20 protein-coding genes and 2 pseudogenes are annotated in these 22,444 nt (G+C 56.9%); 6 read left to right on the top strand and 16 right to left on the bottom strand.

Annotated elements, in window-relative coordinates:
- Positions 1–53: 53 nt before the first annotated feature.
- On the bottom strand, positions 54–1,061 hold the full coding sequence (locus tag ACR3E6_RS20280; protein WP_171635979.1) for a TAXI family TRAP transporter solute-binding subunit: 1,008 nt from the start codon (positions 1,059–1,061) through the stop codon (positions 54–56).
- 129 nt (positions 1,062–1,190) lie between these two features.
- Between ACR3E6_RS20280 and ACR3E6_RS20275 the strand changes: the two genes are divergently transcribed.
- On the top strand, positions 1,191–2,135 hold the full coding sequence (locus ACR3E6_RS20275; RefSeq protein ID WP_480489032.1) for a LysR family transcriptional regulator: 945 nt from the start codon (positions 1,191–1,193) through the stop codon (positions 2,133–2,135).
- 44 nt (positions 2,136–2,179) lie between these two features.
- On the opposite strand, the gene ACR3E6_RS20270 is transcribed toward ACR3E6_RS20275, so the two are convergent.
- The 9 genes and pseudogenes from ACR3E6_RS20270 to ACR3E6_RS20230 all read right to left on the bottom strand — a co-directional run bounded on the left by ACR3E6_RS20270 (position 2,180) and on the right by ACR3E6_RS20230 (position 10,271).
- Positions 2,180–4,393 (bottom strand): hybrid sensor histidine kinase/response regulator, encoded by a 2,214-nt coding sequence (locus ACR3E6_RS20270; RefSeq protein ID WP_480489030.1) that lies wholly within the window; start codon positions 4,391–4,393, stop codon positions 2,180–2,182.
- 3 nt (positions 4,394–4,396) lie between these two features.
- Entirely contained in the window at positions 4,397–5,566 is a 1,170-nt protein-coding gene (locus ACR3E6_RS20265; RefSeq protein WP_171723722.1) for an FIST N-terminal domain-containing protein, read from the bottom strand.
- A gap of 46 nt (positions 5,567–5,612) precedes the next feature.
- On the bottom strand, positions 5,613–6,296 hold the full coding sequence (locus ACR3E6_RS20260; protein WP_171635969.1) for a response regulator: 684 nt from the start codon (positions 6,294–6,296) through the stop codon (positions 5,613–5,615).
- Between the two features lie 142 nt (positions 6,297–6,438).
- Positions 6,439–8,204 (bottom strand): annotated as a pseudogene (locus ACR3E6_RS20255) (PQQ-dependent methanol/ethanol family dehydrogenase).
- A gap of 423 nt (positions 8,205–8,627) precedes the next feature.
- Positions 8,628–9,194 (bottom strand): annotated as a pseudogene (locus ACR3E6_RS20250) (beta-propeller fold lactonase family protein); the annotation flags it as partial.
- 20 nt (positions 9,195–9,214) lie between these two features.
- Positions 9,215–9,529 carry a hypothetical protein gene (locus ACR3E6_RS20245; protein ID WP_480489027.1) on the bottom strand — a complete coding sequence of 105 codons (315 nt, stop codon included), beginning with the start codon at positions 9,527–9,529 and terminating at the stop codon, positions 9,215–9,217.
- A gap of 12 nt (positions 9,530–9,541) precedes the next feature.
- The gene (locus ACR3E6_RS20240; protein WP_348539519.1) at positions 9,542–9,718 is read right to left on the bottom strand and encodes a hypothetical protein; all 177 of its coding nucleotides are present in this window, start codon (positions 9,716–9,718) and stop codon (positions 9,542–9,544) included.
- Positions 9,719–9,724: 6 nt separating this feature from the next.
- Positions 9,725–9,952 carry a hypothetical protein gene (locus ACR3E6_RS20235; RefSeq protein ID WP_480489025.1) on the bottom strand — a complete coding sequence of 76 codons (228 nt, stop codon included), beginning with the start codon at positions 9,950–9,952 and terminating at the stop codon, positions 9,725–9,727.
- A 22-nt stretch (positions 9,953–9,974) separates the two neighbouring features.
- Positions 9,975–10,271: a hypothetical protein gene (locus tag ACR3E6_RS20230; protein WP_480489023.1), complete on the bottom strand. Its 297-nt coding sequence runs from the start codon at positions 10,269–10,271 to the stop codon at positions 9,975–9,977.
- Positions 10,272–10,882: 611 nt separating this feature from the next.
- Here ACR3E6_RS20230 and ACR3E6_RS20225 point away from each other — a divergent pair.
- From ACR3E6_RS20225 to ACR3E6_RS20205, 5 genes are all read left to right on the top strand, one after another.
- The gene (locus ACR3E6_RS20225; RefSeq protein WP_480489021.1) at positions 10,883–11,374 is read left to right on the top strand and encodes a transporter substrate-binding domain-containing protein; all 492 of its coding nucleotides are present in this window, start codon (positions 10,883–10,885) and stop codon (positions 11,372–11,374) included.
- 72 nt (positions 11,375–11,446) lie between these two features.
- Complete coding sequence (locus tag ACR3E6_RS20220; RefSeq protein ID WP_209834000.1) at positions 11,447–11,971, top strand: SRPBCC family protein; 525 nt, start codon at positions 11,447–11,449, stop codon at positions 11,969–11,971.
- Positions 11,972–11,999: 28 nt separating this feature from the next.
- Positions 12,000–12,482, top strand: coding sequence for a (2Fe-2S)-binding protein (locus tag ACR3E6_RS20215; RefSeq protein ID WP_152460328.1), 483 nt, complete (start codon positions 12,000–12,002; stop codon positions 12,480–12,482).
- An 80-nt stretch (positions 12,483–12,562) separates the two neighbouring features.
- A complete protein-coding gene (locus tag ACR3E6_RS20210; RefSeq protein WP_480489019.1) occupies positions 12,563–14,923 on the top strand; it encodes a xanthine dehydrogenase family protein molybdopterin-binding subunit in 2,361 nt (786 codons plus the stop codon).
- A 95-nt stretch (positions 14,924–15,018) separates the two neighbouring features.
- The gene (locus ACR3E6_RS20205; RefSeq protein WP_210092870.1) at positions 15,019–15,810 is read left to right on the top strand and encodes an FAD binding domain-containing protein; all 792 of its coding nucleotides are present in this window, start codon (positions 15,019–15,021) and stop codon (positions 15,808–15,810) included.
- Positions 15,811–15,857: 47 nt separating this feature from the next.
- Here ACR3E6_RS20205 and ACR3E6_RS20200 read toward each other — a convergent pair whose 3' ends face one another.
- The 6 genes from ACR3E6_RS20200 to ACR3E6_RS20175 form a co-directional block, all read right to left on the bottom strand.
- On the bottom strand, positions 15,858–16,745 hold the full coding sequence (locus tag ACR3E6_RS20200) for an FAD:protein FMN transferase (protein ID WP_480489017.1): 888 nt from the start codon (positions 16,743–16,745) through the stop codon (positions 15,858–15,860).
- A gap of 116 nt (positions 16,746–16,861) precedes the next feature.
- Positions 16,862–17,197, bottom strand: a complete 336-nt coding sequence (locus tag ACR3E6_RS20195; protein ID WP_480489015.1) for a hypothetical protein — start codon at positions 17,195–17,197, stop codon at positions 16,862–16,864.
- Between the two features lies 1 nt (position 17,198).
- Positions 17,199–17,543 (bottom strand): 4Fe-4S binding protein, encoded by a 345-nt coding sequence (locus tag ACR3E6_RS20190; RefSeq protein ID WP_480489013.1) that lies wholly within the window; start codon positions 17,541–17,543, stop codon positions 17,199–17,201.
- Between the two features lie 9 nt (positions 17,544–17,552).
- Positions 17,553–18,803 (bottom strand): hypothetical protein, encoded by a 1,251-nt coding sequence (locus ACR3E6_RS20185; protein WP_480489011.1) that lies wholly within the window; start codon positions 18,801–18,803, stop codon positions 17,553–17,555.
- Positions 18,804–19,156: 353 nt separating this feature from the next.
- The gene (locus tag ACR3E6_RS20180) at positions 19,157–20,983 is read right to left on the bottom strand and encodes a BCCT family transporter (RefSeq protein ID WP_171723715.1); all 1,827 of its coding nucleotides are present in this window, start codon (positions 20,981–20,983) and stop codon (positions 19,157–19,159) included.
- A 425-nt stretch (positions 20,984–21,408) separates the two neighbouring features.
- Positions 21,409–22,353: a PDR/VanB family oxidoreductase gene (locus ACR3E6_RS20175; RefSeq protein WP_480489009.1), complete on the bottom strand. Its 945-nt coding sequence runs from the start codon at positions 22,351–22,353 to the stop codon at positions 21,409–21,411.
- Positions 22,354–22,444: the final 91 nt, after the last annotated feature.

Raw genomic sequence — 22,444 nt, 5'->3', positions numbered from 1 at the left:
AGAGTGCGGTGCCCCAAGAAGGGGCACCGACGACAGGTTTCAGTCAGGTGTGGTTATTGAAGAAGACCGGCTTCTTTATAGAACTTCTCAGCACCCGGATGCAGCGGAACACCCAGCGCCTCGACGCCGTCGAGGGCAGTATCAGGCGTGATCTGCTTGCCCTTTGCGTGGCCGTTGTCCAGCAGCTTGCGCGTGTTGTCGTTCCACAGGGCCTTGGTCAGCTGATAGACCAGATCTTCGGACAGATCCGATGACACAACCAGCATCGCGCTGACCGCAGGGGTCTTGGTTTCGGAATCGATGCCTTCATATACACCGCCCGGGATAGCGGACGGGATATAGGCAGGAATGATCTCGTTGATCTTTGCCAGATCTTCATCGCTGAAGGAATGCAGGTTCATGCCCTTGGTCGATGACAGCTGCACCATTGCGGCAACCGGCCAGCCTGCTGCGTAGAAATAGGCGTCAAGCTGACCGTCGGCCAAACGCTCGGCGCTCTGACTGTTGTTCAGCTCAGCCTCGTCCATATTGTCGCGATTGACGCCCCAGGCGTCCAGCATCTGCAAAACGGCCACCTGCGTGCCGGAACCAGCCTGGGCAATACCAACGCGCTTGCCTTTGAGATCACTCAGATCGTTGATCGTCTGACCGGCTGGCAGCACCAGGTGCAGGTCTTCCGGGAACAGGTTTGCGACGATGCGCAGTTTCGGGTGGGGTTTGCCTTCAAACTTGCCCTCACCCAGATACATCGAACGGGTTACATCTGCCGCGGCCAGGCCGGCCTCAAGCTCACCGTTTTGCACGGCGGCATTGTTGAAGACTGACGCAGTTGTCGACTGTGCAATCGCGATCAACCCGGGCACGCCGCATTGGCCGCCCTCTTCGCAGGGGCGTGAGCCTGGAGGGGCCGAAATTCCGTTGGCGATGGTCCCGCCGATCGGGAAATAAGTGCCGCCTGCACCGCCGGTGCCGATGCGAAAAAAGGTTGGGTCCTGTGCAAACGCCGGTGCAGCCAATGCACCCGCCAAAGCCAAACCCGTCAGGCATTTCATCAATTTCATCGTAAGCTCCCAGTTGTGGATCGTTGGATTCGGTTTGTTCGAATTCTGATCCGTTCAGCCTATGGAGTTTTAGCATAAATACAAATTTGTTATATTTAACAAAATGAAAGTTTAGCTTATGTTTTAGATATGAACCTTGCTCAATTGACAGTTTTTCGTGAGGTGATGGAAACCGGGTCCATCTCTCAAACCGCGAAGAAGCTGAACCGGACACAACCCGCGATCAGCCTGGCAATCAAGAACCTGGAAAGGAGTCTGGGACTGACCTTGTTCGAACGAAAAGGCCGGCGTCTGATCCCAGTGCCAGAGGCGCATTACCTGTTGGCAGAAACCACCGGAATACTGGACAGATTATCTACGGTTTCCAGTACGATGCACGGTCTTCTTAAAGGAAATTCAGGCAGCCTGAACATTGCCGCCATGCCGGGACCGTCCATTTTTGCCTTCCCGAATTTCATAAGCCGTTCAGTTGGCGGGAATCCGGACATCCGGGTTACGCTGTCCACCCGCAGTTCGCCACAGATAATGGAACTTGCAGGCACTCAGAACATTGATTTCGGGTTTGCTGATTTCGAACACCCGGTCGGAAAGAAGCCGCAATTCACGGCAGAGATCATCAGCGGAGACTGCTTTTGCGCAATGGATCGGGACAACCCGTTGGCGCAAGAAAAGGCTGTGACGATTTCGGATCTCGATGATGTGCCAATGGGTGGACTGTATAACACCCACCCTTTTCAGAAGAAAGTGCAGCGCGCTTTTCAGATGGTTGCCGCCACTTACAAACCTAGTGTGACGTGCCAGTATTTTCTTCCGCTCATTCCGTTTGTTGGATCGGGGCAGTGCTGCTCGATTGTCGATCCGTTGACTGTTGCGACGGAACGGAAGCTGAATATCTCGCATGGCCGTGTTGTATTTCTGCCTTTCAAGGACCCCCTCAGATACGAATACGCCATCCTGTCGCCGGATCACCGCCCCCCTTCGCAATTGGCGCTGAAAATAAAAGCGGGATGGAAGGCGGAAGTTGTGTCGATGCTGGATCAGACCAACGCCAACCCGCGGACGGAAGACTTCTGAAAGACACCCGGCCGAACTTGGAAATGTGCGACAACCGGAAAAACTCAGATGACGCGCGCGACCGAGGCCTCCAGCGTCGATTTTAGCAGTTGCGGATCTATCGGTTTGTAAAACAGCGGCAGCTTTGCTTGTTTGCACTGCTGAACAAGCTCTTGTGATCGATTGGCTGAGATAATACAGCCGGGCAAATGCCCGAATTCATCCGTCAGGGCACGCATGGCGTCCGTCCCTGTTTTTCCGTTGTTCAATTGATAGTCGGCGACAACAAAGTCTGGCAGGATGCCTATTTCGCGCAGAAGGCCAATCGCTTCGCTTTCGCTTTCGCATTCCAGAACCTCGACGCCCCAGGATTCGATGGTCATGGTCAACGCGCCGCGCAGGTTTTCATCGTTTTCGATCAACAGGGCGACTGTGTTGCCCAGCACATTCAAGTTTGGTTTTTGTACCACTGAAGAGCAGAGAAAAACCTCTGGTTTCACCCGGGCCAAAGGTATTTCGACCGAAAACCCCGTGCCCTTTCCAACTTCGGAAAACAGGTGGATGGGGTGTTGTAGCAACCCGCAGGCCCGCTCGACAATCGCAAGACCCAACCCCATTCCTTCGGCGGCGCTGGCATCTGAATGCAAACGCTGAAATTCCTGAAACACGATATCTCTTTGATCTGATGCTATGCCAATGCCCGTATCCCAGACTTCCAAAGCAATTGCGTTCTTGCGATGCCTGACACCAACAAGAACTTTGCCGGTCTCGGTGTACCGGATCGCGTTTGACAGCAGATTCTGCAATATACGCCGAAGGTAACTGGCATCGCTTGTGACCAGAGCCTTTGTGTCAACAAAACGCAAACTCAAACCCTTGGCCTGGGCGACGGGCTTGAATGCGTCTTCCATCTGCAAGAAAAGCTCGCCCACCGACACTGTGGACAGATGCGCCTTGGCCCGCCCGGAATCCAGCTTTGAGATGTCCAGCAGGGCTTCGAGAATGTGTTCGACACTGTTCAGGGCGCTTTCTGCTTTTGCTGCAACGGTCCGGGCGGTGTCAGTGTCCAAACCGCTGCCCAGTGACGCAACATAGAGCTTTGCAGCAGACAGAGGCTGCAACAGGTCATGGCTGGCGGCGGCCACAAAACGCGATTTTGACGCGTTCGCCCGTTCAGCCTCGTTCAGCGCATCCGCAAGCTCCATTGTGCGTGACGCCACACGTTGTTCCAAAAGTTCCTTGGCTTCATACAAGGCCTGCGCAGACCTCCGTTCCGCAGTTACATCGGTAAAGGAAATCACAAAGCCCCGGTCTGGCATTTCCTGCGCAAAGACCGACAGGATTTTCGATCGCCCCTGATGCATCTGGAACTGAAGAGGGCGGCGGTAGGTTGGTCGGCTGACCCAATCCAGCAGATCCGCCTCGGTTATGCCTTTCTGAAAGCTGATGTTGTCGCCCAGGCGATTGGACAGGGTTTCAAACCGCATGCCCATCTGAAACTGAGTGATCGGTATGGCCAAAAGCTCGCTTGCGCGGGTGTTCCACCCGATCATGCGGTGCTTGTTGTCAAAGATACAGACGCCCTGATCGATATGTTCAAGCGTGGCGCGGATCAGCCGCGCCTTGTCGTCAAGAATGCGATCCCTTTCTTGCCGTTCGATCCGCATGATATCTGTCACGTCGGTTTGCAGGATCACGGTGCCCCCGTCTGGCGTGCGGTGTTCTGACACTTGCGTCCACCGATTGCCCGAAAGACGAACATTGAACACCACGTGGTCATCTGCGTGACGATCCAGACGGCTTTTGGCCCAGTCCTCTGGGCTCATTGTCTCTGGCAAGGACAGGAACCTGGATCGGCTGACCAGTTCCACGTAGTCGGCAAAACACAAGCCGGGGTTCAGCTGTTCCTGAATATCGGGCATATGCATCCCGAACCTGCTGTTGCACAGCACCAGTTCTTCGTCACGATTGAACAGGGCAAAGCCTTCCTGCACCGTTTCGATCGCATTTGCCAAATCTGCGCGCGCTGCTTCGGTTTCCTTGTTGGCCTGCGCCAACCTAGCGTTGGAGTCATTCAGAAGTTCAAGCGCGCGCTCAAGGTCATCCGTTCGGGCGCGAACCTCTTGTTCAAGCACCGCCGCCCGTTGGAACTGAGCATAAGCCGCGCCAGAGGCATTGGTGGATTCTTCGACCCGCCGCATCAGGGCTTCGGCAATTTTCCTGAGTTTTTCGTTCTGACGTTCAAGGGAGTCCGAGGGGTCTGTGAGATGCTCGATCATACCTTACTCTTTCTCGGGCGGGTATATCGCCACGCCGGTCAGGGTCTGGTTCACATGGATCGAATTGAATTGCTCTCCATAGGTCGAGAAACCGACCACGTGATGGCGAGACAGGATGTCCGAGATCGCGTGCGTCTTTTGCTTTTGCTGGGCCTCCAGCCGGCGAAGGATGCAGTCACAACCCAAAATGGTGTCGGGTTGCTGCTTCTCGGTCAACAGGCTGATTTCTTCCTGTAGATGTTCAACCATGTCCCGAGGTTCTGCCAGCGTCAGGACCAAGCCTTCGTCAATCGCCGAAAAAAAGACGAGATCGCCATTTCCCGCTACCTGCTGGATCGCGCGGACATGGTGTTGCCCGCCTATTTGCACAACGACTGGATGGGCTGCGAATGTGAATGTGGTGAGCTGTTCCGGGTCTTTGCCGAGAATACGGGCGTATTCGCGGGCAGCGGGTTCGGCATTGATTTCCTGAACGATGCGTTTTGCCGGGTCTGCCTTGGTCACGACCATGCGATAGGCGGTGGGCAGAAGGTGATCGGTCTTGAACACCTTGATCGGACACCGCGTGCGAACCTGCGTGAGTACGGCTGCGTTGCTTCTTGCCTGCCCCTGATACAGAACATAAGTGCGCCCGAATTTGGTTCCATCCCCGGCCGAACCGCCGAACAATGGCACCGGCCCCAGCCCCACAGCCAATTCCGACGTCAGTTCATCTTCTTTTGTCGACAACCCGTCAATCATCAGGAACGTGAATTCATGGCTCCAGTCGGGTGCGTTCGCCATCATCGTATTTCTGTTGTGGATCATCTCTTTGATGATGCTGTCGGACTCGAATTCGTTCAGATCCGGAACAAGAACCGTGCGTATGTCGAAATGGGATTGCGGCAGGCCGATCGCGACGATCTGATCTTCGCAATACCCACTATCCGCCAGCTCTCCGGCGGTGGTGCAACCAACAATCGGGGTCGGCGCAAAGGCGCGCTCGGCATCCGCGATCACCACGGATGCATCGGCGTTCGGGCTGACAAAAAGAATGACAAGCGCAAGTGGGTCATCACCCAACTGGCGTCTGAGGGTCTCGATCGACTGCCCGGTGTCGTGGCGTGCAAAAGCCGTTTTGACGATGCCTGGCGTACGGGCCCGGGCTGTTGCCCACCCGACTGCTTGGTCCATCGTGCCTCCTCCCTAAAAGCGCGACGATGACGTGAGAGTATGACGCTTAGCCTTGGTCTTGCAAGACACTGGCAAAGGACGCTTTCTTGACGATCAGAACCGCCTGCGTACGACTTTGAACACCCAGTTTTCGCATTATTGCTGTCACGTGCGCTTTGACCGTCGTTTCCGCAATCGACAAGTCATAGGCGATTTGCTTGTTCAGTTTGCCTTCGCAGATCAGTTGCAGGATGCGCGCCTGTTGATTTGTCAGTGTCGCCAGTCGTTTGACCGCTTCGTCGTGTTCGTCCTCTTCCTCTGTGTCAATCAAAACACAGCCCTCTGGCACGAAAACGTCACCGGCGTGCACTGTCTCGAATGCAGTGCGGAACACGTCGCGCTGACTGTGCTTGGGGACATAGCCTGATGCGCCGGCCTGTATCACCTGGCTGACAACGCGGTTGTCCGTCAGCGACGACACTACGATCACCGGTGCGTTTGCGGCAGCCTTCAAGCGGATCAAACCTTCCAGGCCGTCCACATCCGGCAAATTGAGATCCAGCATGACCGCATCGGGTTTCAGCCCACTTGCCAGCAGATCCAAGGCGTCCTCCAGCCGGTCTGCCGTATGGATTTTCCGGATCTGAGCCACACTTTGCAAGGTCATCGACAAGGCGTCGCAAAACAATGGATGGTCATCAACGATCAGCACGTTTTCGAAATTATTGCGCGCGGCGGATTCAGCAAGCATCTGGTATAGCCTTTTGCATTCAAATGATCTCCAGCCTAACCAATCCTAGCGATGAATGAAAACCACGCATACTGGCGGAAGGTCGTATAGTAACGCGCACCCCGGATCAGAGGTACGCATCAGGGTTTTGCTGGATCCCGTGTCAGTTCGCCGATGCCAGTTCCTTTGGCGGGCGGAATATCCACAAGGTACCACCCTGGTTCAGATAGTTGACCTTCTTGGCCACCTCACCCCCCCAGAGCGGTGCAGTGCCGCCCCAGCCGGAAATGATCGCGACATATTGTTCACCATCCTGTTCTCAGGTCACAGGCTGCCCAACGATGCCCGAGCCGGTCTGGAACGACCACAGCTTCTCGCTGGTCTCGTCGTCCAGCGCGATAAACTCACTTTCAGGCGCGCCAAAGAACACCAGGCCACCGGCTGTTGCCATCACGCCTGACCACAGCAGCGCGTTGTTCTTGTATCCCCATTCCCATTCGCCGGCATCCGGATCGATGGCCTTGAGAGACCCAATGTGATCTTCGTAGTTGGGTTTGATCGTAAAGCCTGCGCCCAGATAGGCGGCACCCTTCTTGTACGAGTTCGGCTGGTTCCAGATATCCATGCCCCATTCGTTCGACCGTACATAAAAATTGCCGGTACGTTGCGAAAAGGACATCGGCATCCATTTCTTGCCGCCAAGGAAAGAAGGCGATGCAAAGATCACTTCACCCTTCTTGTCATCAGCCGCTGACGACGGATCCCCGGGGCGGTTTTCTTCGACAAAGACCGGTCGGCCGGTCTAATCCACGCCGGACGCCCATGTTATGTCTTTGACAAACGGATTGGCCGATACAAAGGCACCGTCTTCGCGGTTCAGAAAATAGAAATACCCGTTGCGATCGGCGGTTGCGTAACGCTTGTTTCCTTCACGGTCGGTATAGGCAACAACCTCGTTTACACCGTCATAGTCCCAACCTTCGCGCGGCGTGGTCTGGAAATGCCATTTGATTTCGCCGGGTTTCGGATCGATTCCGATGCGGCTGGCCGCGTAAAGGTTGTCTCCGGCGTTACCTTCCGTCGGCGTGCCCGCATTGCGCAGCCACGAGTTCCACGGCGCCGGGTTTCCGACCCCGAAAACAAGCGTATCCGTGTCCGCGTCATAGGAACAACCCAGCCAGGTTGCGCCACCGCCGGTCTTCCACATGTCGCCGGGTCACGTCGCATTCAACTCGCCCGTCATGGTGCTTTCTTCATCGTTCAGCGTCTCCATATGGCCTTCTATGACCGGGCGTTCCCATACCGGATCACCGGTGTTCACGTCCCGTGCCTGCACAGCGCCAACGATGCCAAACTCACCACCGGAATTTCCGGTGATCACCAGACCGTCAACGATCAGCGGAGCCGCGTTGTAAGAATACGCCGCCTTGTAATCCGCGATTTTATCACGCCGCACGACGTCGCCGGTGTCTTTGTTCAGGGCCACAATCCGGGCATCAAGGGTGCCGAAAATCACCTTGTCGCCGTAGATGGCGGCACGCCGGTTCACCACGTCACAGCAAGGCAGAATGCCTTCGGGCAGGCACGCCTCGTATCGCCAGACCTCTTTGCCGGTTTCCAGATCAATTGCATAAAGGCGCGAATACGATCCGGTGATATACATCATGCCGCCATAGATCAGCGGCTGGGCTTCCTGCCCGCGCTGTTTTTCGCCACCAAGGCTGAACGCCCAGGCCGGCAACAGGTTCTTGACGTTGTCTTTGTTCAGCATGTCCAACGGGCTGTAGCGCTGCAAGTGGCGTCCCATCCCGTTTGTCACGACCTGGGTCGCAATTGACTGGTCGTTGCCAGATCGTCCTCGGTAACTTCTGCATGGGCCGTGCCCACTGCAATCACGCTTGCAACTGCCGCCATTGTGAACCGGTTCATCAGTGTCCTCCCTAGACTTGTGTCTTCCCTCCGCACCGAATCGCCGACAGGTCAGAGCTGTTGGCACGGCAACTATTCGCAGGCGGGTCTGTCGGCGAAATTGCACAATGGTCGTGGGGGCAATTCGCGCATTTCATCCGGGCTCCACACTCATGGTTTCGGCGGCACCAGCGGTGACTTATCGGACCACTTTAGGGCATCTGTCGCAACGGTTTGCGACGCGGCGCCGATCCTTCTCCCGGACGAACATGATCTTGATACGGTTGCGCCATTTGGCCCTGCACGTGTCGTTCGGAACGGGTCTGTCCCGCGACGTCCCGCCCAGAATGCAGGGATATGTTTCCTTGACCTTTCAGGCCGCCCAAAAATCTACCGACCACCATTGCCGCTGAAATTCAGGAGCTTGATTCAGTTTCCGGCGTCGATTTCAGAGCTGACCCAAGGTTCGGTTCCGCCCTTGACGAATTCCGCGTGGCGCGGGCGCGAGTCCACCAGGGCGTTGGCGAACAACTCCTGTGTTTCAGTATCGATCCAATGAGCCATATTGATGGTCTCGGACGTGGTGACAGCGATCGTGCCGTCTGGTGAGACCGCCACCCCTTCCGGCTCGATACTCACGTCTATCTGGGCAATTACGGTCCGCGATACCGTGTCGACGACAGTTGTTATCGCGTCATCTTCGTTGGCGATGTACAGATGCCGATCATTCGGGTGCAAAACGAACTGTTTGGGGTCTTCGCCCGACGGCAGATCATAAAGGACTTCTCCGGTTTCAGGATCCATGACCTGCACCGAGTCATTATCTGACGCGCAGATGTAGAGAACCGAGTAGTCCTTGGAAAATGTGATCCCGCGTGGTCGTTCTCCGGTTTTAAGGGTGCGGATCACTTCAAACGTTTCGATATTGATCACGCTGAGCGTGTCGTCTTTTTCATTGCTGATCCAATTCTCGTCCGAAACCGCCGGAGTGCAAAATGCAGCAGCGGCCAAAAAGACGGAAAACTTTATCTTTAGTCCTCGCTAAAGGCCGTGCACAGGCATTCGGCCTGGTCAATTCCCAGAGTGTCCAGTTCAGTCCTGTGGTGCAGGAAACCCGCGAGCGGTGCGAGGGCCACGACCGCTCGATCCGTCATCAGCGGGATGGGTTGGCGCAACTGACCGTTCCAGGCGCGGAAACTCATCGCCCGGCCCTTGAAGCCTGCCAGTTCAAATTTTTCCAACAGAATGTAGTCCCGCAGAACCGCGGGATCGCCAGATTGCGTTCGGGCCACGGCCTCGCCCAAGGACCGAAACGCAGCCCATGCCGCATAGTCGATTGGCCTCATCGACCGGCCTGCTTAACCGGCGAACCGGCTCTGCAACTGAACCGCGCCCCATTGCTCGACCACAGGCGACCACGTGACCGGTCGCAACCCTTCCGAACCTGCGACCGGCCTGGGTTCCCATGTGTTGAACGGTATATATCTTGCGAAGTCGCCCAGCTCATCCGCGACCAACGTGACATCGTAGTCCACGAAATCCTACGTGAAAACAGGAACTTCCTGCGCCGCATTGTGCCTCATGTCAGCATCGAAACGCCAGGTCTTTTCCGCCCGAATTTCCAGTCCGAATTTGGTCAGGGACAGTTTCATTGCGTCAGCAAAGGCCATGTCCGACTGGTGTTCTCCGGCGACCAGAACCAGATCGTCCCAGCGCCTTTTGACCAGAAATTGTGCCAGAGCGTTCGCGCGCATCGCATCGGACGGCATGGTGTGCAGCAGGTTGGCACGGCTAGGCGGTATGTCTTAAGTAGCGGTCGCGGGCAGACGCGTTGAGCAAGATGGCGTCGGCGGCCTCGGGAAGATCAGCGACCGCCAGTTGCGCCTGCGCCGGAGCGTCCAATATCAGGAAGCTTGTCTGGGACAAGGCCCGGCGCGCCGTATCAAGCCAATTCCCGTCTTCCGGGACGGTCAAAACTGTCAGTTCATACGTGTGGCCCAGAAACTTGGCCGTTGTCAGGTTGTCTGACAAAGCCAGTTCTGCACCTGCCGTGCCCAGATCGTCGGGTAATGGGTCAAGGTTCGACAAAACCGGTGGTCGTCTGACCTGTTGATGAAGATAGACAGCAGATACAGAGACCTCAGCCGCAGCAACCATTGGCAACAGAACAAGAGTTGCAAAGACGCAAAAAACATGGCCGTGTTTGCTCCTCCTCCGATGCTGCTCCACTAAAATGAGTCCTTGTGCGGCATGCCATTCGACCTTAGTCGCACGCAGCGGCTCATCTGCAAACAAGGTCGAATTTCACGATGGTTTTCCCTGAGCTAAGACCAGAGCCAGCATCAGAAGGAGGAGACGATGCGTCTTGTGTTTTTCAACACAGCGCTGGCTGGCCTGACCGCAGCTGGCATGGCGTTTTCGCACGGAGACGTCGCCCCGCGACCTGCTGGCCGCGATGGCCGACGGCGGGGAAGGTGATGCCGCAGCGCTTCAGTCGGATCTCAGCCAAATTGCCGGCACTGTGGAAACAGGATCGGGCGCCCTGCGGCTGACAGCGTGGCCTTTCTCGCCGCTGTTCTGATCTCGGGCGACAGCCCTGATTTCTCATAGGCGGCGGAGCAACTGACAATTGGATTGTCTGCCGCGCAATAGGACGGCAGACTGAGACACATGATCGGACGCACATTTTTTTCTCCCTGTTGGCTGCCACTCTTTCAACCGGAATGGCGATGGCCCGATGCGAGGATCGTGTACCTCAACCCAAACCACAAAACGCCAGCCGGGATATCGTTGGCGCTGATCTCGATACCATCGTCGCGCGCGGCTATATCAAATTTGCGGCTTATGACGACTTTGCCCCGTGGTCCTATGAGAGAGACGGCAAGATACAGGGCGTGGATATCGACACCAGAACATTGATCGCCGAAGAGCTGGGTGTTGACGCGCGTTTCAATCTGGTGGCTGCCGGCGAAAACCTTGAGGCTAGGCTGACGCCAGAGCTTGACATCCATACCCCACCCCTGCCCGGTTTTGCCGTCAGTTCATGGACCACTGGCGTGGCCGTTCATTTCGCCTATCGCGGCCTCGGCTATGCTGTGGACGATGCCATTTACGCGGCGTTGCAGGATGGGCGCATCGCCGAAATCTTCAAACGTCACGGCCTTACACATTCGCCGCCCATGCTGCGGTGACTACACCCAAGGTCTTATAGGCAAGGCTGCGAACACCGCGTAGCGTAACAAAAATATACTTGGAGAAGTGATATGGAACTCAATGACAGCCGCGTCATCGCCGCGCCGCGTTCCAAAGTCTGGGCCGCGCTTTTGTCGGCAGATGTTCTGAAGGAATGCGTGCCGGGATGTCAGGAGATGACAGGCTCGGTCGAAGACGGGTTCGAGGCTACCGTCGTGCAGAAAGTAGGCCCGGTCAAAGCGACGTTCAAAGGCTCTGTGACCCTTTCTGATCTCGTGGAGCTTGAAAGCGTGAAGTTATCGGGTGAAGGTAAGGGAGGAGCCGCCGGATTTGCCAAAGGCGCGGCCGACGTCACCTTGTCGGATGCCCCCGAAGGCACACTGCTGACCTACGCGGTCGATGCACGCGTCGGTGGCAAACTGGCTCAGTTGGGGGGGCGCGTGATTGATGGGGTTGCCAGAAAAATGGCCGACCAGTTCTTTGAGAACTTCCAGAACGCGGTCGAACCTCAGGATGTGCCCGAGCCCGAAACCTCGGAAGAAGGCGAGACCGGGGAAGAAAAGAAAGGTTGGATCAAGCGCGTGTTAGGCGGTTGATCCTTTGGAATTCAGGGAGGAGAAAGTCATGAAAATTTCCATGACCGTGAACGGCAAAGCCGTAAGCGGAGACGTCGAGGGCCGGACATTGTTGTCCGGTTTTCTGCGCGATCATCTGTCTTTGACGGGCACGCATGTGGGGTGCGACACCGCGCAATGCGGTGCTTGCGTGGTGCATGTGAATGGCGAAGCGGTGAAATCGTGCAACATGCTGGCCGCCGAAGCAGATGGGGCCGATGTCGGCACGATCGAAGGCCAGGCAACAGCGGATGGCTCACTGAACGTGATACAGCAGGCGTTTCAGGATCACCACGGTCTGCAATGCGGATTCTGCACTCCGGGCATGGTGATGAGCGCCGCCGCGCTGCTGAAAGAGAACCCGCGCCCAACCGAGGCCGAAATCCGGAAGTATCTGGAGGGCAACCTGTGCCGCTGTACTGGGTATCACAACATCGTCAAAGCGATCATGGCCGCATCCGGCCAGGACGTGGGCAGCATCGCTGCGGAATGATGCCGCTGCGGGCGTCGGAAACACGCCCGTGGGATGAGTGAGGGATGCAGCAGCATCCGTTTATGGGAGGAGAATAAGCAATGCCCAAAGACAGTGGCATCGGAGCCAGTTCCAAGCGGCGCGAGGACGTACGCTTTCTGACCGGAGCAGGCAATTATACCGACGACATCAACGTACATGGCCAGGCCTACGTGCATTTTCTGCGGTCCGACATCGCGCATGGCCGGATCAAGTCCGTGGACACTTCGGCGGCCGAAGGCATGCCGGGAGTGGTCAAGGTGTTTACCGGCAAGGATTTCGAAGGCGTGGGCGGCATGCCCTGCGGCTGGGAAGTCACCGACAAGCACGGCGCGCCGATGCAAGAGCCGCCGCACCCCATTCTGGCGCAAGGCAAAGTGCGCCATGTTGGCGATCCGATTGCTGCTGTTGTGGCCGACAGCCTTGAACAGGCGCGCGACGCGGCTGAGGCAATCGATGTGGATATCGAAGAACTGCCCGCGGTGATCGACATGAAGGCAGCCGCGCAGGATGGCGCGACGCTGGTCCATGACGATCTGAAGAACAACATCTGCTATGACTGGCAGTTGGGTGAGGCGGACGATGCCAAGGTGAACGAAGTGTTTGCCAACGCCGCGCATGTCACCACGCTGGAACTGGTGAACAACCGGCTGGTCGCCAACCCGATGGAACCGCGCGTGGCCGTGGCGGAATACAGCCGGGGCACGGATGAGTATACGCTCTATACCACGTCGCAGAACCCGCATGTGATCCGGCTGCTGATGTGCGCCTTTGTGCTCGGCCTGCCCGAACACAAGGTCCGCGTCGTGGCGCCGGATGTGGGCGGCGGTTTCGGTACCAAGATTTTCCACTATGCGGAAGAGGCATTCTGCACCTTTGCCGCCAAGGCCTGCAACCGCCCGGTCAAGTGGACGGCCAGCCGGTCCGAGGCGTTCATGTCGGATGCACAGGGCCGCGACCATGTCAGCAAGATCGAGCTGGCGCTGGATGCCGACAACAATTTCGTCGGCCTGCGTACCAACACATATGCCAATCTGGGCGCGTATCTATCCACCTTTTCCAGCTCGGTCCCGACCTGGCTGCACGGCACGCTGATGGCGGGCAACTACAAGACGCCGGTCATTCAGGTAAACGTGAAGGCGATGTTCACCAACACGGTGCCGGTGGACGCCTATCGCGGCGCGGGCCGCCCCGAGGCGACATACCAGTTGGAACGTGTGATCGACAAAGCCGCGCGCGAACTGGGTGTCGATCCGATCGCCCTGCGGCGACAGAACTTTGTCACCCAGTTCCCCTATGACACGCCGGTGGCGCTGACTTATGACACCGGGGATTACAACGGGACGATGGACAAGCTTGAGGCTGCGGCTGATCTCGCGGGCTTTGCAGCACGACGCGCGCAGAGTGAGGCCAAAGGCAAGCTGCGCGGTCTCGGCGTCAATTGCTATATCGAGGCTTGTGGTATCGCGCCTTCGAATATCGTCGGCATGTTGGGAGCCCGTGCGGGTCTTTACGACGCGGCGACAGTTCGGGTGAACGCCACCGGTTCGATAAGTGTGATGGTTGGCGCACACAGCCACGGGCAAGGCCATGAAACAGCCTTCCCGCAGGTCGTGGCCGACATGATCGGTATCGATGAGTCGATGGTCGAGATTGTGCACGGGGATACCTCGAAGATCCCGTTTGGCATGGGCACCTATGGCTCACGCTCGCTGGCGGTTTGCGGCTCGGCTATGGTCAAGGCCACCGAAAAGGTGATCGACAAGGCCAAAAAGATCGCAGCCCATTTGCTGGAGGCGTCCGAGGCGGATATCGAACTTAAGGACGGTCAGTTCAGCGTTGCGGGGACTGACAAGTCTGTAGCTTGGGGAGATGTGACCCTCACGGCTTATGTCCCGCACAACTATCCGCTGGAAGTTGAACCTGGACTGGAGGAAACCGCGTTCTATGACCCGGCCAACTTTACTTTCCCGGCAGGGGCTTATGCCTGTGAGGTCGAGGTTGATCCAGACACAGGTCAGGTCAGTATCGAGAAGTTCACGGCTGCGGATGACTTTGGCAATATCGTCAATCCAATGATCGTTGACGGACAAGTGCATGGCGGTATCGGCCAGGGCATCGGTCAGGCCTTGCTGGAGAACTGTGCCTATGATGAGAACGGCCAATTGCTGAGCGCGTCCTTCATGGACTACGCGATGCCACGCGCCGATGACGTCCCGTTCTACGGCGTGGATCATTCCAGCCAGACGCCCTGTACGCACAATCCGCTGGGCGTGAAGGGTTGCGGCGAGGCCGGAGCGATCGGCTCACCGCCTGCGGTGGTCAACGCGGTGCTGGATGCGTTGAACTCGGGTGGAAGGGCTGTTGATCATATCGACATGCCGATGAGCCCGTCACGCGTTTGGACGGCGATGCATGGTTGAGAGGTTGGGGTGCGAGGGGCCAGCCCCTCGCGCTCCCCGGGATATTTATAGCCAGATGAAGGGCGGATCAGCGCCTTTCGGAAAGGAAGAACGAAATGTACAATTTCGAGTTTGAGAAGCCCTCGACCATTGCTGACGCGGTTGCAGCATTGGCAGCAGAGGATGCGCAGGCGTTGGGAGGCGGACAGACGCTGATCCCAACATTGAAGCAACGGTTGGCGGCCCCGTCCAAGTTGGTGTCGGTGAGCGGAATTCCCGAGATGCAAGGCGTTTGCATCGAGGATGACGGATCGGTGTCGATCGGTGGCGCGACGCCCCACGCTGTCGTCGCCCGCGAGGCCGTGGGCTCGTATCCAGCGCTTGCAGCGCTGGCCGGTCAGATTGGCGATCCGGCAGTTCGCAACCGCGGGACGATTGGCGGCTCGGTTGCCAACAATGACCCTGCGGCCTGTTATCCGGCAGGGGTATTGGGATCAGGGGCGACTATCGTGACCAATACCCGCCAGATTGCCGCCGATGACTTTTTCCAGGGAATGTTCACGACAGCACTGGATGAGGGTGAAATCATCACATCGGTCCGTTTCCCGGTGCCGCAAGCGGCGAGCTACCGGAAGTTCCTTCAGCCAGCCTCGCGTTTTGCGCTTGTCGGGGTCTACCTGGCCCGCTTTGCGGACGGGGTGCGCGTCGCGGTAACCGGCGCGAGCGAGGACGGCGTTTTCCGGTGGTCCGAGGCTGAACAGGCGCTGAACAAGGAATTTCGCCCTGATGCCCTTATGGACCTGCGCGTAAACCCGGCGAACATGATTGCGGATCTGCATGGGAGCAAGGAGTATCGAGCGCATCTTGTTTCGGTCATGACCAAACGCGCGGTTGAAGACTGCTTGTAAAGAATTGGTCGGGAAAATCGAAAAGTCCCGGTGTTATCCGGGGCTTTTTATCCTTGCAGCGTCACCACTTTCCCATTGGGGCGTACACGGATCGCGATGCGCTCGCCGGCTGCCTGCGCAAGGGTCGCTGCTATTTCAGCCTCGGAAGCATGACGGAATGCTGTTGAAAGCGCGTCTGCCGTCGTAGCATCCGGTGCCTGGACACTGACCGTTGACCAAAGCGGTGCGTTTCCGCCCATCGGGTCGATGATGTGAGCGCCGCCCGACCGCAGGCGCATGACGTCAGCGCTGGACGTAGCAATGGCGCGGTCCTTCAAATGCGTGACTTCGACAAGTCGGTGCACTGGATCCGTGACGCCCAGCAGCCGCTGACGACCACTTGCATAATATTCTCCGATATTGACCAGAACCTTTTCCCACCCGGCTTTGCGCAAGGCGCGAACGACCAGATCGGTGGCGAAACCTTGAGCGATGACGTTCAGGATAAGCGCTTGATCAGGGCCCAATTGCACGAGTTCCTTAGTTAGACCTACGCGGTTCCATCCGATCAGCCTTCGCGCGTGTTGAGCCTCAATCTCGGACGCGGCAAGCCAAATTGGCTGAACTGTGCGATCAAAGCGACCATTTGTGAGGTCGTAAGCCGCGCTGCACGCCGTCAAAAGAGACACAAAAGCGGGATCGGGGCTTTTGAGATACCCTTTCCGGTTGAGCTCCGACAGGGCAGAGTTCGGGCGATACAGGCTGAACAGCGCCTCGCATTCCTCCAGAATGGATCGCAGAGCGGCAATGGCATGTTCTGCCTCCACAGGGTCAGCATCCAGTGTCAGGCTGATTTCGGCCCCCATGGCGTAGCCACGCCGACGGATAGGCTGTGCATGAGACGGAGATGCCAGTGCTGCGGCAGATATGGCCAGAAAGCGGCGACGGTTGTTCATTCGGCTACAACCTCTCTCGTGCGGCGGCGAGCCGCGGCGATCAGGGGAACGCAGCGGTTGCGGTCGTTATATATGGCGACGCAGTCGAGATACTGAAAACACTCATCATACTGAAATTACCCGGCTTGCGTGATCGCGCCAAATTTGCATTTGACCTTGCGTAGCTGACAGGGTGACCCGCATTCGGCGCGGCGTTCGATACAGTCGCGGCCCCGAAGCAACCCACCGATCGCAAGGAACGCGCACAAGGGGCAGGCATATCGGCAAAAGCCCTTGAACACCGCCATTCCCAGAACCAGCCAGAAGATGGCGTAGGCGACATAATACCATTCGCGAAAAAAGAAGGTCGTGATCGCTGTTTTGAAGGGCTCAACCTCTGCCGTTTTGTCGACCTGATCAGGTGCGGCAAAGACAACGCAAGCAAGGCCGTCAGTACCGCGTATTTCAACCATTTCAGACGGTTGCCCATTTTTTTGACGGTTCAACCTGAGGGATACGAAGGGCTTTGCCCAGATGATGTGCGAATTCCCGAAGGGCACCGAAAGGGCAGAGCCATCCGCAGAACAATCCCCTGCCCCAAGCAATCAAACCCGCAAGGGTCACGGCCCAGATCAGCAACGAGAACGGATCATAGAGCAGGAAGGCAAAACTGCCGCCGTCCAATGCCGTACGCAATGCCCCCAAGACCGTGACGATCCATAGCTGCCCTTGCCCCCACCAACCCACGAAAACTGTGACAAGGGCAAGAACGCCAAGACGTACGGGAGTGAACAATGGTCGCGCCGCAAGGGCATTCATTCGCAGGGCCTAAACGGCCAACAGCGCAGCCAGAAACACACCCAGGAAAACCAGATCCAACTGGCGATTTCGCAGCGCTTCAAGCCAGGGCGGTGCCGGAACAATCTGTTCTGGTCGATCAAAGAACCTTTCAGGTGAGATATGTGCAACATCCAAAGTGACGGATCCTGTTTCAGGCTGGAACATGCCATGTTCGCGAACTGCAAGAACCTTCAACACCCATTCTCGGGAAGGTTCGAACCCCAGGCGCCGGTCGGTGCGCAGGATCATGGCAACGCCATCTGGCATGTTATCCGCCAACTCGACCAGCAGATCGGCATCACGCAGAGCGACCGGCAATCCGCTCTGCTCGGCCGAAATCCAGTCCGGCGTGGTATTGCGTACAAAGTCTTCGCTGACCGGACCATGGCGCACCGTTTCGATCACAAGGATCGGCTCGTCATTGTCCGAAATTTCCATGAAGCGCTGCACCTCTTCATAACTGTCCGTGGTCAAGGCAGCGCGAGCGGAGGCTTTTGGGCCCACATCCACGACCCAAAGATCCAGATAAGGGTCGTCGGGACTGTACTGCGGCTCGGGATCGTCATCTTCCCAAAGGGTGCCATTGAACAGAGCGTCAGCTTGCGCATTCGTGTAGACCTTGCATGTGGCGATGCCCTGATCGATCAGATCCTGCCAGTTGAGTTCTTCTTGATAATCGGGATCCGGAAATGCAGGCGGCGCGGTTGCCAATCCCTGCATTTTCTCCCGCGCGACTGTCAAAGCAGCGCCCATGACCGTTTCATGCACGATCCGCACAACTTGCCGTCGCTTTTGTAACCCCGTCCAGATAGACCAATGACGACCCGGTTGCTGCATCGCCGTACGGGGTTCCGACAACGATGGAATCCGAGATCGAAAGGCCCCTGTATTGCTCGAAGAATTTGTGGAAAGGGGCTCTCCGAGCCCTAAAACAAAGATCGGTTCGTTATGTTCAATCAACTGCACGTCAAGAAAACTCCCTTCAAGATCCAGCACGATCAACATGTTGATTGGTGCGCCTGAAAAACCGGGCAATGGCGCCAAGGGTTTCGATTCAAAGACATAGCCTGCATCGGCCCCGCCGGAGTTCAGCAGACTGTAGACGCCGTTTTCGTACAACGCCGCCCCCAATGCGAACGGCGCGCGGATGTCGGATTCGATATCATCGCGCGACACAGGTTCAACCAAAATCACCAGGCCGCCGAAAAGCAGCATCAGAATGCCTGTGAGTACGCGCATGATCGAAAGACTAACTTTCCACCCTTCGCCGGGACATTCGACGAAAGTTCCAAGTCCCTGCCCGCGGCCCTAAGGCAGTCCTGCATCCAAAGTTGCAGCCGCAAGGAAATCGACCGTGACAGGTGATGCGGCCCTCGCCGGTCCGGTGCGCAAACTGTCACCTCAGCAGCCAGAGGTGGCGGAAGTACGGGGTATTCGGCCAGTCGATAGGGGGCAGACCTGGTTCGCCGTTCATTACGGCATTAGCCCCGGGGTGATATTGGGGGTTTTCACGTCAAAGGCGACGCTTTGCCGAAAAAGAACAGGCCGCCCAGTTAGGGCGGCCTGACCAGGTTTTTTCTTGTGCCTACGCCTTACTCGGCTGCCTGCGCGCTGTTGGCAGAGTGCTTGTCACGCTGACTGTCGCGGAACAGCGCCTTGGCCAGCGATACGCACATCAGGCCCATCACCATGGTGAACGGAAGCGCACCGATGATCATGGCATTGCGCAGCGCATCCATAGGGTTGTTTTCACCCGCCGCCAGGATCAGCGCGCCGATCACTGCCGTCAGGATCACACCCCAGATGATGCGGTGCTTGATACCGGTTTCCTGGCTACCACCCGACATGATGGTGTTCATCACCAGAATACCCGAGTCCGCCGAGGTTACCAGGAAGGTCATGATCAGGATCACGCACATGACGTTCAGCATGGACAGCAGCCCACCATCGATCATGAAGGACAATGTCGTGAACAGCTTGTTGGTGTTCGATGCGCCGATGATCGCACCTTCTGCCGCGCCTGCCAGTTCCAGATCGATCGCTGTGCCGCCCAGAACGGTCATCCAGGCAAAGCACACCAGCGCAGGCGCGAACACGCAGCCCAAGATGAACTCGCGGACGGTCCGACCCTTGGAGATGCGCGCCAGGAAAAGCCCCACGAAGGGCGAGAATGCGATCCACCACGCCCAGTAGAAGGTGGTCCAGCCTGCCTGCCAGCCAAACTGACGACCTTGCTCACCCGCAGCGTAGGCCGCGGCCAAGGTTGCTTCGTCCAACTCGGCCGCTGCACCTTCCAGACCGCTTTTGAAGCCGTCGAAGCTACCCCAGGCATTGGTCGCCCCACCCATCAGATCTGCGGCATGTGCTTGCGCCTCGGCCGGCAGAGCCGCTGCGAATGCTTCGGCCGACAGCGGGCCATAGGCATTGAAGCTGAGCGACAGGAAGTGCAGGATGTAGTCGATCATCGCAGTGCCATAAGTGGTCATGGCAAAGACAAACGAACCGAAGACCACGAAAGTGCCCAGCAGGATGATCGACAGCACCAGATTCAGGTTGGACAGGTACTTGACACCCCGGCCGACACCGGAAACCGCCGAAATGATCGACAGGCCCATGATAACGACCAAGCCTGAAATCAGACCGACCTTGCTGGGGGTCGGCACCTCGCCGCCCAGATCCATGATCCACTGCATGCCGGTGATGGCATAAAGGCCGTCGATGAACTGGCTGACGCCATAGCCGATGGTTACGGACACGCCGAGGATCGTTGCGACAACGCCCAAAACGTCAACCACGTGGCCGAAAAAGCCGTTGACGAAACGGCCAAACAACGGTGTCAGCGCAGAGCGGATCGTCAGAGGCATGTCGCGTGTATAGGCGTAGTAGGCCAGGGACAGGCCGGTTACCACATAGATCGCCCAGGCGTGAAAGCCGTAGTGCAGGAAAGTGAAACGATAAGCCGATTGAACAGATTCAGGGTCATTTCCTGCAACTTCACCCGACAAAACCACAGGGTTAGACCCCCAAAGGCCCAGCGGTTCTGCTGTGGCGAAAACCATGAGCCCCACACCAAGACCGGCACCAAACATCATGGAGAACCATGAGAAGTTCGAAAACTCGGGCTTTTCCCCCGGCGTTCCCATGATCCTACGACCCGTGGACGGAATGATCGCAACAACGGCAAGGAAAAAGAAGAAAAAACCGACAATGACGATGTAGAAGCTGTTGAAGACTTCCAGCAACTGGCTGTTCAGGCTGCCCAATGTGCTGTTTGCATTCGCTGGGAAAACCAGGGCCCACAGCACCAGCCCGACCATGATGGCTTTGCTGATCAGGGCAATTGGGACGCTGTAGTTTTCATAGAATCCGGAATCAGCCGTTTCTATTTCAACGTCCGTGAAAGGTTCGGGTATCGACATATCGCACGTTCCTCCTCGAGTGTGTCGTTCTTTGTTCTTCTGAAAAAATGCTGGAAAACATCGCGTTGCACGACGTGGACAATCATGCACGATGCACGAACCGATGTTGAGTTGTGTTCAGCCCAAACTTGGGCTTGCAGTAACAACGCTTGCTCCCATTACGTCTCTTACTGCAAATTTCCTCCCGATTGCTCGCTGCCTGCTGTCACCACCGATCCCGGTGATAAGTCAGCCTGTGGTTGAATGTCGTCGCAGCATCTTAAGTGGTTATTGGGTTTCCAGTTTCGAAAAACCTATAGCAAGGGTGAGATGTTCTAACCTGAGAATCCGACACTTCGATCACATGAAGCGACCACCGAATTCACTCGATTGCGATGTTAGCGAGAACAATGCGACGACATGATTTGTTGTGACCACTGCGTCCTTCACAGCTTCAGGACCAGTTTATCGGACTTGGCCCGCGAAACGCAGGTGCACAGGAATTCGTGGCTTTCCTGCTCTTGCGGTGTGAGTATTCCGTCGCGGTGATCGACCTGCCCTGACACTACGTCAACAATGCATGACCCGCACAACCCTTCAGAGCAGCCGAAATCGACCTGCACGCCGTTGTTCTGCAATACTTCGAGAATGGTTTCCTCCTTTCCGACCGGGTAGACCGCGCCGGTTGACTGAATTTCGATCTGAAATTCCGCGTTTGGGTCGTGGTCGATGTCAGAGGCGGGTGCAAATCGTTCAAAATGGATTGCCCCGCCACGCAAGGATGCACCTGCTTCCAGAACAGCATTCAGCATCGGTTCAGGTCCGCAAGTATACACATCCGCACCGACGGGCATCGATTGCATGACCGATGCCAGATCAAACCTGCCGTCTGTGTCATCGCAATGCAAATGATACCATTCCTCCAGCCCAAGGGCCTTGAACTGCGCGTCCATCGCTGCAAATTCTCTTGATCTTACAAGGTAGTAGACCCGAAAATCCTGCCCGCGATTCATCAGTTCCCGCGCCATTGCAACCAGCGGAGTCGCCCCGATGCCGCCTGCGATCAACGTGACGTGCCGATCGTGGTTTTCGAGTTTGAAGTGATTCCGCGGCCCGCCGATTTCGACCATCGCCCCTTCTTGAAGCGCGTGCATGGCCACCGAGCCGCCACGCCCTTCATCTTCGCGTTTGACGGCGACATTGATTACACGGCCGTCCTGACTCCAGCTCCACAGTGAATACTGCCGCACCAGATCGTCGGCCAGATAGATATCTACATGTGCGCCGGGTTGAAGGCTTGTGAAGCGGCCGTTTTCGATTTCAAAGCAAAAATCGGACGTGTCCGGGCTCAGCCGTGTTTTGCGCACGAGGCGGGCAACTTGTGTATCCATCACACATCCTGTTCGTTCTCGGTCGACTTTGGTCCTGTACCCGATCGCAAACAGCAGGAAAAAACATAGATTTCAATTGCAAAATTTCTCA

It is taken from the genome of Ruegeria sp. AL3, assembly GCF_056536065.1.
The sequence above is the reverse complement of the archived record's forward strand: the minus strand, read 5'-3'. Positions and strand labels throughout refer to the sequence as shown.

Bases quoted from the DNA above. Each gene is read 5' to 3' on its own strand.
- ACR3E6_RS20280 (WP_171635979.1), bottom strand. From the start codon at position 1,061: ATGAAATTGATGAAATGCCTGACGGGTTTGGCTTTGGCGGGTGCATTG.
- ACR3E6_RS20275 (WP_480489032.1), top strand. From the start codon at position 1,191: ATGAACCTTGCTCAATTGACAGTTTTTCGTGAGGTGATGGAAACCGGG.
- ACR3E6_RS20270 (WP_480489030.1), bottom strand. From the start codon at position 4,393: ATGATCGAGCATCTCACAGACCCCTCGGACTCCCTTGAACGTCAGAAC.
- ACR3E6_RS20265 (WP_171723722.1), bottom strand. From the start codon at position 5,566: ATGGACCAAGCAGTCGGGTGGGCAACAGCCCGGGCCCGTACGCCAGGC.
- ACR3E6_RS20260 (WP_171635969.1), bottom strand. From the start codon at position 6,296: ATGCTTGCTGAATCCGCCGCGCGCAATAATTTCGAAAACGTGCTGATC.
- ACR3E6_RS20245 (WP_480489027.1), bottom strand. From the start codon at position 9,529: ATGAGGCCAATCGACTATGCGGCATGGGCTGCGTTTCGGTCCTTGGGC.
- ACR3E6_RS20235 (WP_480489025.1), bottom strand. From the start codon at position 9,952: ATGCCGTCCGATGCGATGCGCGCGAACGCTCTGGCACAATTTCTGGTC.
- ACR3E6_RS20220 (WP_209834000.1), top strand. From the start codon at position 11,447: ATGGAACTCAATGACAGCCGCGTCATCGCCGCGCCGCGTTCCAAAGTC.
- ACR3E6_RS20215 (WP_152460328.1), top strand. From the start codon at position 12,000: ATGAAAATTTCCATGACCGTGAACGGCAAAGCCGTAAGCGGAGACGTC.
- ACR3E6_RS20210 (WP_480489019.1), top strand. From the start codon at position 12,563: ATGCCCAAAGACAGTGGCATCGGAGCCAGTTCCAAGCGGCGCGAGGAC.
- ACR3E6_RS20205 (WP_210092870.1), top strand. From the start codon at position 15,019: ATGTACAATTTCGAGTTTGAGAAGCCCTCGACCATTGCTGACGCGGTT.
- ACR3E6_RS20200 (WP_480489017.1), bottom strand. From the start codon at position 16,745: ATGAACAACCGTCGCCGCTTTCTGGCCATATCTGCCGCAGCACTGGCA.
- ACR3E6_RS20195 (WP_480489015.1), bottom strand. From the start codon at position 17,197: ATGGTTGAAATACGCGGTACTGACGGCCTTGCTTGCGTTGTCTTTGCC.
- ACR3E6_RS20190 (WP_480489013.1), bottom strand. From the start codon at position 17,543: ATGAATGCCCTTGCGGCGCGACCATTGTTCACTCCCGTACGTCTTGGC.
- ACR3E6_RS20185 (WP_480489011.1), bottom strand. From the start codon at position 18,803: ATGCGCGTACTCACAGGCATTCTGATGCTGCTTTTCGGCGGCCTGGTG.
- ACR3E6_RS20180 (WP_171723715.1), bottom strand. From the start codon at position 20,983: ATGTCGATACCCGAACCTTTCACGGACGTTGAAATAGAAACGGCTGAT.
- ACR3E6_RS20175 (WP_480489009.1), bottom strand. From the start codon at position 22,353: ATGGATACACAAGTTGCCCGCCTCGTGCGCAAAACACGGCTGAGCCCG.